General features: G+C 47.3%; 10 protein-coding genes and 1 rRNA gene. 10 read left to right on the top strand and 1 reads right to left on the bottom strand.

Translation table 11 applies throughout. The features are described from left to right. The first annotated feature begins 388 nt into the window (after nt 1-388). From rrf to BN6471_RS12365, 8 genes are all read left to right on the top strand, one after another. Nucleotides 389-505: ribosomal RNA gene (rrf, locus tag BN6471_RS12405) — 5S ribosomal RNA — on the top strand. A 387-nt stretch (nt 506-892) separates the two neighbouring features. Continuing rightward, a complete protein-coding gene (locus BN6471_RS12400) occupies nt 893-1,774 on the top strand; it encodes a ParA family protein (RefSeq protein ID WP_066649648.1) in 882 nt (293 codons plus the stop codon). Further along, nucleotides 1,668-2,600 carry a ParB/RepB/Spo0J family partition protein gene (locus tag BN6471_RS12395; protein ID WP_066649645.1) on the top strand — a complete coding sequence of 311 codons (933 nt, stop codon included), beginning with the start codon at nt 1,668-1,670 and terminating at the stop codon, nt 2,598-2,600. Before BN6471_RS12400 ends, BN6471_RS12395 begins: the two co-directional genes overlap by 107 nt. 289 nt (nt 2,601-2,889) lie before the next feature. Next, entirely contained in the window at nt 2,890-3,645 is a 756-nt protein-coding gene (locus BN6471_RS13000) for a hypothetical protein (RefSeq protein WP_066649641.1), read from the top strand. A gap of 71 nt (nt 3,646-3,716) precedes the next feature. Next, complete coding sequence (locus tag BN6471_RS12380; protein ID WP_066649638.1) at nt 3,717-3,986, top strand: hypothetical protein; 270 nt, start codon at nt 3,717-3,719, stop codon at nt 3,984-3,986. A 44-nt stretch (nt 3,987-4,030) separates the two neighbouring features. Then, entirely contained in the window at nt 4,031-4,630 is a 600-nt protein-coding gene (locus tag BN6471_RS12375) for a hypothetical protein (protein WP_066649636.1), read from the top strand. 45 nt (nt 4,631-4,675) lie between these two features. Next, nucleotides 4,676-8,011 (top strand): SpaA isopeptide-forming pilin-related protein, encoded by a 3,336-nt coding sequence (locus BN6471_RS12370; protein ID WP_066649634.1) that lies wholly within the window; start codon nt 4,676-4,678, stop codon nt 8,009-8,011. Between the two features lie 58 nt (nt 8,012-8,069). Then, entirely contained in the window at nt 8,070-8,690 is a 621-nt protein-coding gene (locus BN6471_RS12365) for a class D sortase (RefSeq protein WP_066649632.1), read from the top strand. Here the strand turns inward: BN6471_RS12365 and BN6471_RS12360 are convergent. Then, nucleotides 8,680-9,315: a hypothetical protein gene (locus tag BN6471_RS12360; RefSeq protein ID WP_147554040.1), complete on the bottom strand. Its 636-nt coding sequence runs from the start codon at nt 9,313-9,315 to the stop codon at nt 8,680-8,682. The two genes, BN6471_RS12365 and BN6471_RS12360, sit on opposite strands and share 11 nt — an antisense overlap. 340 nt (nt 9,316-9,655) lie before the next feature. Between BN6471_RS12360 and BN6471_RS12355 the strand changes: the two genes are divergently transcribed. Then, complete coding sequence (locus BN6471_RS12355) at nt 9,656-10,348, top strand: hypothetical protein (RefSeq protein WP_066649625.1); 693 nt, start codon at nt 9,656-9,658, stop codon at nt 10,346-10,348. Between the two features lie 10 nt (nt 10,349-10,358). Continuing rightward, nucleotides 10,359-11,051, top strand: a complete 693-nt coding sequence (locus BN6471_RS12350; protein WP_066649623.1) for a hypothetical protein — start codon at nt 10,359-10,361, stop codon at nt 11,049-11,051. The last annotated feature ends 92 nt before the right edge of the window (nt 11,052-11,143 follow it).

Raw genomic sequence — 11,143 nt, 5'->3', positions numbered from 1 at the left:
ACCGTCTTTGAAAATTGTATATGATCCTCAGTAGCTCAGCGGTAGAGCATGTGGTCTACATTAAACCCACAAAAGATACCGTCTTTGAAAATTGTATATGATCCTCAGTAGCTCAGCGGTAGAGCATTCGGCTGTTTGCTTGTAAAAGCACAAAATTAGCAGCCCTGTAGGGAAACTTACAGGTGAAAACCCCGCTAAGTCGGCGAAATCTAAGTCCAGTGGATATGACAACGCCGAGCAAGGAATCCAAAGATTCTATGTGTAGAGACTTTACACGGGGCACCTAAAGCGAAAGCAATGGTGAAGACAAAGTCCGGACTACAATGCGAAAGCAATGTGGTGAAGTAACCGAAGGGTCGTTGGTTCAAACCCAACCTGGGGAGCCATTTCCGGTGGCGATAGCTAAGGGGATCCACCTGTTCCCATTCCGAACACAGAAGTTAAGCCCTTAAACGCCTAAAGTACTGCACTGGCAACGGTGTGGGAGGATTGGTAGCTGCCGGATTCTATTAGAAAAAAGCCTATGGATAATATCCATAGGCTTTTTCTCAAATATTGAATTATATTTATTATGCGAATATGATATTCTCAAAGATCAGCAAAAGTGAGCTTGAAAGTGGCGATGGAAAAGTTCTGATACAATTTTTATATGACAATGCGATAAGCGGTATAGATTTTGAATAAGCTATCTATGGAATGTACGGCTCAATAAAGTTCGGCGGACGGAACAATCGAGAAAAAACTGAATTTGAAACATGCAGGCGCGGCCATAAAAAGGTGAGCGCTTTTTTTATACCATTTTTTTGTCAATAAATCAGCATCGGGCACGCTTTTTTGCTGTTTCGATGATAGTGGATTACAGTGGAAGTAACAAAGAAAGGAGGGCATTTCAATGTCAAGAGTAATATCAATAACGAATCAAAAGGGCGGAGTTGGGAAAACGACAACGGCAATCAATTTGGGTGCGGCACTGGTGAAAAATGGTAAAAGGGTTTTGCTTATCGATTTTGATCCGCAGAGCAACCTTACAAAAGGCTTGGGATGGGAACCGCAGCAGCTTCCACGCACTATAACGGATATCGTCGAAGATTTGGTAAACGGAGAAGATTTTGAACCTTTCGAGGGAATCCTGCACCATGACGAGGGTATGGACATTATGCCTACAAACCGCAAACTGGCAGGCTTTGAAGCAAACTTAATCAATGAACTTGGGCGTGAGTACCTATTGAAGCGGTACATTGAGATGGTAAAGGGGTTGTATGACTATATATTGATCGACAGCCAACCGTCCCTCAATATCCTTACGATCAATGTACTGACTGCGGCGAACGGTATCATCATTCCCACACAGCCGGAAATGTACAGCATTGAGGGCATTATGGAGATTAAACGTACATTCCAAAAGATCAGGCAAAGCAACCTCAACCCTACTTTGGGAATTGACGGCATCCTTATCACGATGATGAATAACCAGACCAACTATACCAAGCAGGAACGAGACTCGATCATAAACAAATTGTGCCGAACGGATCATGTGTATGAATCCTGCATCCCTTATACGGTGAAATTGAAGGAGTGCGGAAAAAGTGGAGTCAGCATCCTCAAACATTGTCCCCGCAATAAAGCGGCTGCACAATATGAATTACTGGCAAAGGAGGTAATTGCGAATGAGCAAGAACGGCGGGAAAGTAAAGATCGATTCGGACAGTTGGTTTCCTTCAACGCTGCCGGAAACAAGCGAAAAAAGGGAAATCGTAGAGTTGCCAATCGATGATTTTTACCCGTTCAAAGGACATCCGTTTAAAATACGGGACGATCCCGAAATGTTGGAACTTATCGACAGCGTTGAAAGAATCGGGATACAAACACCAATATTGGCAAGACCACGCGAGGGCAAAACGGGTGTAGAGACCATCGCGGGGCATAGGCGGCTGCAAGCGGCAATCATGGCAGGACTGGAAACGGCTCCTGCCATTGTTACGTCTATGGACGACGATACCGCTACAATCATCATGGTGGACACCAATTTAGGGCAGCGTGCGCATCTGTTATTCAGTGAGAAAGCTTTTGCTTACAGGATGAAATTTGATGCTTTAAAAAGAAAAGTTGGGCGATTACCAAAAAATGTGTCCCAAAATGGGACACATTTAATGAGGACCACTGATATTATGGCGGAACAATCAGGGGATAGCAGAAATCAAATTGAAAGATACATCCGTCTCACGTACCTAATAGAGCCGCTTTTGGATAAGGTGGATTATAAAGAGCTTCTTTTTACGCCTGCGGTAGACATATCGTATTTGAAAAACGAAGAACAAATATGGGTAGGCTGCGCACTTGAGAAATATGGCGGCTTGACCACGAAGCAATCATCCCTCATCAAGCAGATGAGCAAGGAAGGGACACTAACGGAAAGCGCGATTGAAGCAATCATGCGTACCGAGCAGCCGTTGGATATGAAGGTGACGCTCAGAGGGCAGACGTTGCAGAAGTATTTTCCAAAGGACTATACCCCCAAACAGATGCAGGAGGTCATTATAAAATTACTGGAGGGGTGGAAAAAGGAACATCAACGGGACGATATCAAGCTCGTCCGGTGAGGGAAGCGTTTGCAGAAGCAAGCGCATTTTTTATTTCAGGAAAGGGATAAAGAAATGGGAATGCAACTATTCATGATCCTGCTTGGGATCGTCGCGTCATGCCTGTTGTTGTTGCGGTTTAAGAAATGCGGCGTCAAAAGATACCGGAATTTAGGGATTTTCATGATCGTTTTGACTGTCCTGCTCACAATTTCAACATGGAATTTATCAAATTTGTGAAGCTCAAAATTAGACAAAAGAAATACAGCCGCCTTAGTATGAGAGTATCAAGAACAAGGAGGATATCTTTATGAAAAAGCATACGAACAGAATATTGGCGATGGTCATGGCGGCGGGGGCGATGGTCACATTTGCGTCTTGCGGAAACGATAAGGTCGAACAAAAGCCGGAAGAACCAACGGCAACGGCGAGCGCAGAAGTAAGCGCTATTCCGTCAGCTTCGGCATCTCCAAGTGCAGCGGCGAGTACCGCGCCGGTGGCAAGCACGGGTGCTTTGCCAAGCGCGTCTGCTTCCAGCGAAAGCAATGTTGGCAACAAGCCGGAAAATGGAAGTAAAAAGGAAACCGGATCGGAAAAACCGCAAAGATCAGGTAGCGCATCGGCAGGAGGTGGGAATACGCCGCAGGCAGCATCAGTCCCCGAACCCGCTCCTGCTTCAACGCCTGCGCCCACTCCTGAACCAACGCCCGTTCCAACGCCGGAACCGACACCCGAACCCGAACCGGAAATGGAATGGTCAGGGAGTTCTTACGGACAAGCGGTTTGCAGCGGGGTAAATGAAGTGCGCGAAATGTACGGCATGGCGCCGCTAGAATACGGTGGCAGCGGCGGCCTTGAAGGAGAGGCCCAGGAAATGGCGCGTGCAGGAAGCATATGGGGGGCAAGCAGCCGAAGGTCGGTATCAAAATCAAACGACGGAGGAAAATCTATGGGAGTATTCTCCGCAACCCACGCTTCCGAGATCGGACAGGGGGATTACAGCACAGTATATGTTGCGTCAGTAAAGTATGATGGAAAAAGATATACCATCGTAGAAGTCGGGTAACAGTTAAGACTTATAGAAACGCCTGAAATTTCGGGCGTTTTTTAGTGTCTGGATATACGGAGGATTATTCAATGGCAAAAGATTTAAAGGTGGTATCGCGGGAAATATCCTATGGATATTTGAACCGACGTAAGATACCGGGATATCTGCTGGAAGATGGGACCGTTTTACTTGATGATGAGATAGACGAACAAGGAAGATATATCGGAGGGGCGGGAATGGATGGAATGTATCTTCGGACAGATAATCTCTACACACCGATCTATGACAGCAACGGAAAAATCTGCGCTTTCCATAAGGAACCAGATCATGAAAAAGACATTATAGTCCCGGAGAGATAATTCTTAGTATACAATGAATGTTTCTTTAATGGAGGTGGGATAGTATGCCGGAAGCTGTACAAGTGCAGGACGATCCAGAAAAACGGTATATCATATGGAGCAACGTTAATCTGGATTATGAAAGGGATTGGAAGGCAGATTTAGAAGAACAGTATCCAGATTTGAGCGATGACGAGCGAATACAAATCATGTATGAAAACAACAGAGAATACCTTGACGATGAGCGCATGAATTTGAATATCAATCTCAACACCTGTATTCTCGTCATAGCGGATTTGGGGCTATGGAATGGGCGGCACCAGGGATACAAGGAGATCGAAAGTGGAAAGATCAAAGATTGCCTGAACGATGAAAGCGATATGTGCGAATGGTATGTGGACAGCAAAGGAGATTTCCGCTGCGACGCGTACCATCATGACGGTACGAACCATTATCTTTACCGTGCAGTTAAGGATAGTATAACCGAATATCAGTATAAATCCTTGCTCTGTGATATATATATGGGAAAGGATTGTACGGCTGAAATCGCATGGTATACGGAACGGATAGGTGACAAAATAGGGAAGGTATACAGCTGGGATTTTGGCAAGGAAGCCGCAGTCGAACCGCCGCCCGATCTGGAAACAGAAGAACAGGAACTCTAAACGCCTGAAATACAGGGCGTTTTATATTTGTAGTAGGAGGAACATATGATAGAGAAAAGAATATATGCACTGGTTTTGGCGGCCATCATACTGATGTCGATGCTCATACCACTTACAGCATCGGCAATGGACCGAGTTACGATAGAGTCTGATCCAGATGACGCAACGCCGAGATATTTTGAATACCTCAATGGAAGCGGCGATTGGGTGGGATTGAAAACACCCCGCCATTACATTGTGGAAACAGGCGAGATCGCGTACTGCCTGCAACACAAAATGTCATCGCCGCATAGTGGGATCGACTTTGAAGAAGCCGATCTTGCGGCTTGGTATGATACACGGACGCTTGTTGGTTTACAGATCATCCTGGAATATGGATACCCATGCGACAAGCCGGATAATCTGAACGATGACGAAGCACGATACGCCACCGCAAACGCCATACGGTTTTGGCTATCCGAGCAGGGTGATCCGGATTTTTGGGGATTTACGAACAGGAGGGACAATCCGGGTAATCTCAGGGCGGCGGCAGGCTGCGAGGCGGTCCTTGATTGGGCCGACGAATTGCTGGAGCACGCAAGAAACCTTGAACTGATGCAGCATAAAGTACATTTTTCGCCCGCAAATATGGAATTTAACTATCAAGGCGGGTACTTTGTCGGAAGCACAAGCGTTTCCCTCGAAAACTGCAACGGAGGATATACCTTGAACCGCGAATTGCTGCCTGCCGGAACGGTGGTAGAGGGCTTCACGGGAATGGATGGGGACCGCCTGACAATCAAGATTCCCGCATCCGGCAACGGGAACAAGAGCATCAGCTTATCCGCGAATGGAATCGACAACCGGATCACGCCGAATATCTTCCTGTATGTAACAAACGATTCCGCAACGCAGAACCTCATTTCGATCAGCAGCGGCGGTTATCATCCGGCGGGATCGGGAACGTTCAGCTTCTCAACGCCTGCGTTTGCAAAAATACGAGTAAGCAAGCACGACGCGGAAACAGGCGGCACACCGCAGGGCGATGCGTCCCTGTATAACGCCCACTTTGAAATACGGGATTCAAGCGGGAATGTTGCGGATACATTGTCTGCGGCAGGCAGCCAGTCGGCCACATCAAAGGAGCTTCCGCTTGGGACCTATAAAGTGTATGAGAAATCTCCCGCGCCGGAGGGGTACATCCTTAACCCGAACCCTGTGACAGTTACTCTTACCGATGCGGATATGGTAGCGGAAATCAAGGACGTCGTTGTGACGGATCAGGTAAAGAAAGGGTACATCAGTATCGTGAAGTTCGGTTCGCACGAGCTGACAGGCGGCGCGGATCCCGATCCTGACATCAAGCCGCCGCTTGCGAATGTGGAGTTTGAGATCAGGCTGAAATCCAGTGGAGCACTTTACGCAACGATGAAAACAGACGCGGACGGCAAGGCAACGTCCCCATTGCTTCCATACGGCACATATACCGTTTCGGAAAAATCAACGAGTGCGAACGGGGGCTACCTGAAGGTTGAGCCGTTCGACGTATTTGTTTCGGAGAATGCCAAGACTTATTCCTATATACTGGAAGATAAGGCAATCGAACTGATGCTCCAGATCGTAAAGGTGGATTCCGTTACAGGGAAACGTATTCCGGTTGCAGGTAATACATTCCGTATCGAGGACGAAGGAAATGAAGTGTCGTTTGAAATGCTCTATCCGCAGCCGCATACGATCAGCGAATTTACCACGGACGAATCCGGCACGCTGTACCTGCCCGGTAAGTTATCCGAAGGAGATTATACGCTGTACGAGGTGGAAGCGGGGGAACCCTACCTGCTCAACGGTGCGCCGCTGCCTTTCACGGTTTCTGAGGATCAGGCGGTCAACCGCGTTATCACGGTAGAGTTCGCAAATGAGGTTGCCAAAGGAAAAATAACCATTGAGAAGCACGGCGAGATCCTGACCGGCACGGAAACGGAAGAAACCGAGTACGGCACAAAATATATTCCCCAATTCAGCGACGAAGGGCTTAACGCGGTATTCAGCGTATATGCTGCGGAAAACATCGGTACGCCCGACGGAACGGTCTACTACGAAGAAGGGGAAAAGGTCGATGAAATCACTGTAGAAAACGGAACCGGCGAGAGCGTCCCCCTGTATCTCGGAAAATACCTTGTGATCGAGGAATCCGTCGAAGGGAATTTTGTACTGGAACAGACGCCGCATGAGGTCGTTTTATCTTATGCCGACCAAGTGACGCCGGTCACAAACGAAACCCTTGAACTTGAAAACCAAAGGCAGAAAGGCCATGTGCAACTTAAAAAGCGTGCGGAGCACTTTAGCGGAGGGTTGTTCTACAAGGGAGCAGGGGAAGGCTTTGTATTCGGCCTGTACGCTGCGGAAGATATACAGGGAATCATCCCCAAAGACGGGCTTGTAGATATTTTGGTAACGGATGCGGATGGCTTTGCCGAGACGAGCGCGGATATTCCGCTTGCGGGGTTTTATTTGAAGGAACTCAAAGCGGTAAATTCGCAGTATGAAATCCTCGATGCGACATATCCGGTTGACGTTACGGCTACAGACCAGTCGAGCAGCGATTTTACAGACGATTCCTTGGTGCAGGAACCGTTGCTGAATACGATGTATCGCGGGAAGGTATCGGTTATAAAGAGCGACGCTGCGGACACAAACCGTAAACTGCAAGGGATTGAATTTGAGGTTGCAGACAAAGACGGAAATGTGGTCAGCATTTTCGATACGGACGAGCAGGGATATGGGGAAAGCGGGATGCTCCCTTATGCAAACTATGTGCTGCGGGAAAAGGAAACAAAGGACGGTTTCATCCTGTCCGAGCGGGAATATCCTATCGTGATCGACGGCACACATCAGATTGTCGAAATAAGCATCTCCAACCAACCAACAGCCGTAAAGGTTATAAAGGTGGATGAAAACGGCGAACCGCTCACAGGAGCAGGCTTTACGGTCAAGACGTCCGGTTTCCTGCAAAACGCCCTGCCGCTTACCAAAGTGAAAGACGGACTGTACCGATATGATCCTGCCGGGACGGAAACTGCGGCGATGGTTGGGGATGATGGAACGGTGCTGATAACGGAACTGCCGTTTGCCGATTTTTGGCTGGAGGAATCCGTTATCCCGGAAAATTACTTCCCCGCAGCACCGGTGGCGTTCACTGTGACGAAGGAAACGGCATATGATAAGCCGCTTGAACTCAGGATAGAGAACGCGCCCTTTGTGAAGCTCGGCCTGGATACGGATCAATACGCAGGTCTTATTGCGTTGATACTGCTCGGCTCTGGAACAACGTTCTTTGTAACGCTCATGATTCGCAGGCAGAGAAAAAAGCGGGAAATCAAGACTGAGGACAATGAGAAGTAATACAAAAGGCAGGAATTATTCCTGCCTTTTGCAGAGCGTTTGAGAAATGAGAGTTACCATGAAAACTATTTTAAGAGGCCTCATAATTATCAGTGTACTCGTCTTTGCCGCATGGCTGATTTTCATTGCCATAGGCGGCGATCAGTACATAGACATAGGACAACAGGAAGGGTCGCACAGCTTTACAAGATTGGGTTCAACCGTCGCTATAGGACAGGAAGAAATTGAAGTCGTACAGGGCGGAGAAGCGGTACAGCCCGAAATCAATGGTTCCCGCGCATCCGGCCAATCGGATCAGGATGTGGTCGGCACACTCTATATCCGGGACAAGGCGTTTACTGTCATGGATAACGTGACAGCGCAGACCTTGAAAAACAGCATCGGCTGGCTTAATAATTCATCCCTGCCGCCGAAAGTCGGGCCGTGCGTCCTGATGGGGCACCGCAACACACAATTCAGGATCCTGAAAGACATTGAAATTGGGGAGCAGCTTATGTTTGAAACACCGAATAAAGAGCAGTACGCCTATGAGGTCGAGTCGGTTGAAATACTGGAAAGCGATTCAGACCTTCGCTTTGCTGCGTCCGAGGAAAGCACCCTCGTTCTCGTGACCTGCTATCCGTTTTACTATTCAGGACACGCCCCGCAAAAGTATGTTGTAACGGCAGTTATTGATTAAAGTTTTCAAGAAGAATCTGCCAAACGATCTTGTCTGCTTCGTAGTCGATGTCGAGGGCTAAATCGAGAAGAACGCTCGTAAAGCCCTCGTGAAAAACTTCCAGGAACGATTGCCTATAAAACCCGTGCCACATTTGCAGAAACAAATTGTTCGCGGCCTTTTCCCCCGCCACGCCGATCAATTCATGACGGTATTTGTCTGCGGCCGGAAGGTCGAAATAAGCAGGAAGATTTTTTTCAAGAAAACCTGCGTAACTTTCCCATGCTTTTTTGAAGTAATGGTCCGCTGCGGATAAGATCAATAAATCGGAGAGGATATCGTCTTGCCCCTTGCCCTTCGACTCCCCGTTGTCATCGGGAACAATCATGATGGATTTATTATGCGCCAAATATTTGTTGCAATACGTCTTGCCTGATGATCTAGCCGCACCCCTCCACCCGGAATTCGCGCCATACAAAATGAGATTGACATAGTTGTCAATCGTGTTTTGTGCGGATGTAAATTCATTGCGCAGACGGGATATTTCTCCAAAGACGTCTTTGATGGAAATGTGGTCACGCTTACTACTGTGATCGTAGAAAACGTGACCGTACAACAATATATTCTTGTGGCTCATTCTTCCCAAAATTCCCAACCACCTTGTTTTTAATGGTTGGGAATTTCCCGTGGAATATAAAAACGCGCGGGGTGCTTGGCTTACGCCAAATACCCTCGCGCGTCAAAATGTCATTGAACAACAAGCAAATCGCTTGTATAATGATACTTGAACGCAGTGTCCCGAGTGGGGTTGTGAGGGTGTCACGGCACCTGATACAGGGCTTCGGGGTGTGTCACCACCCCGAGCCTGCTGCGTTTTTAAATTTTCAGGGAAATTCCCTATGTTTATTGTATTGGTTAACTTAATGAAAGTCAATAACGGCTTGCAGTCTGCAAGTCTTTTTTGATTGAAAAGAAAGGAGAGACCTATGAAATTGGAAATAACGCCTTTGGTAGGCGAACTGGATTTAACATATTTACAGATTACATCAAAGCTATATGAATATTATGCTTTCGATGCGGTGGGACATTGCTCAAAAAAGGATTCCAATGCGATATTGGCGAGGACAAAAAAACACATCTTGCTGCCGGAAGGAAAAGAAAAAGAATTCATCAACAGCATAATGGATATGCCAATATTGAAAGGTTCTCAGGCAATATGGGATTATGCCGCTTTGCATCCACAAATATGTCTTACAGGCGAAGATTGCGGGCTATTTGGTTTTAAAACCAAGAACGATGATTTTGTTGCGTACATCCGTTGTCAACCATTTGATACGATCAACGACATCAATATCGTAGGATATACGCCGGAGATCGAGAAGGTGGCAAAACCTATGAGGATCAATTATATGATCGACCACCCGGAGGAAACATTGCCGGAATTGTGTTTTACTACCCTGCCGGATTCGGGAGAATTGATTTGCGTTAAGCGCAAAGAAAGCGGATATTATCCTTGTTCATGGTCCGCAAACGATCCTAAGTTAAACCGCAGGACTGCGGACCATTGCAACGAAGTTAGGGGAATCAGCAGGGAGCAGGAAGAAGCAATGGTAATCGGTTCTATGGGTAAATGGCAAGAGCATGAACTGGATCACGCGATAGAAGAACTGGAAAGGTAGGCATCTGAATATGGAAGAAAAAGCAAGTATCAAAGCAAAGCTGAACAGCTACACCGCGCCGCAGGATATGGGGATGCCAAGAATGAGGCCGGAGCAGATCGAACGATTTGAAGCCGTTCAAAATATTCGGGCAAGAAGAACGAAACCCAAAGGATTTGTTCTGCCGGGGATGAGCAAGAGCAGAGATAAAATAACGCCATTTTTACAGGGAAACGGGATTGACGCGGGTATCATCGAGCATATGGCAGATTCCCATTATATTTTTGAAGCTCAGGACGGAGCCTGCGTTTTCGTCGGCTACGACGAGGACACCGCGAAATATGCCATAGTATGCGGAACGGACGAAGATGATAAAGCTCCTGTATTCGTTGAAATTCCCGGCAGCCATAAGTTTGTCGCATGGCCTTGTCCGGCAAATGGGGAAAGCGAATTGCTTCAGGTATTCGAGCACCCTATTGGCGCGTTACAGAAAATGAGCGAAGAAAAAGGCGCGGGCATCGCATGGGATGGAAAACATCACCTTGCGGTTGGCGGTTTCCGTATCGAGCCGATCTATTATTTCACGAGGAATCATCCAGAGATCACGACCATTGCATTTTGCTTTGGGGATGACGTCGCGGGCAGGAGCATTGCGAAGGAATACGCAGCGGCGTTCCGCAACCGCGGGATGACCTGTTATATCGAGGTCATGAAGAAAGAATAAGGTATATCCGGCAAAATCCAATCATTGCCGATGATATATAACTAAAAATCATGTGAGGTAACGTTTTAAAGGGTTCCCGCCTCCCAAAAGGA

This window comes from Christensenella timonensis (assembly GCF_900087015.1).
In the GTDB taxonomy this organism is placed as follows: domain Bacteria; phylum Bacillota; class Clostridia; order Christensenellales; family Christensenellaceae; genus Christensenella; species Christensenella timonensis.
The sequence above is the reverse complement of the archived record's forward strand: the minus strand, read 5'-3'. Positions and strand labels throughout refer to the sequence as shown.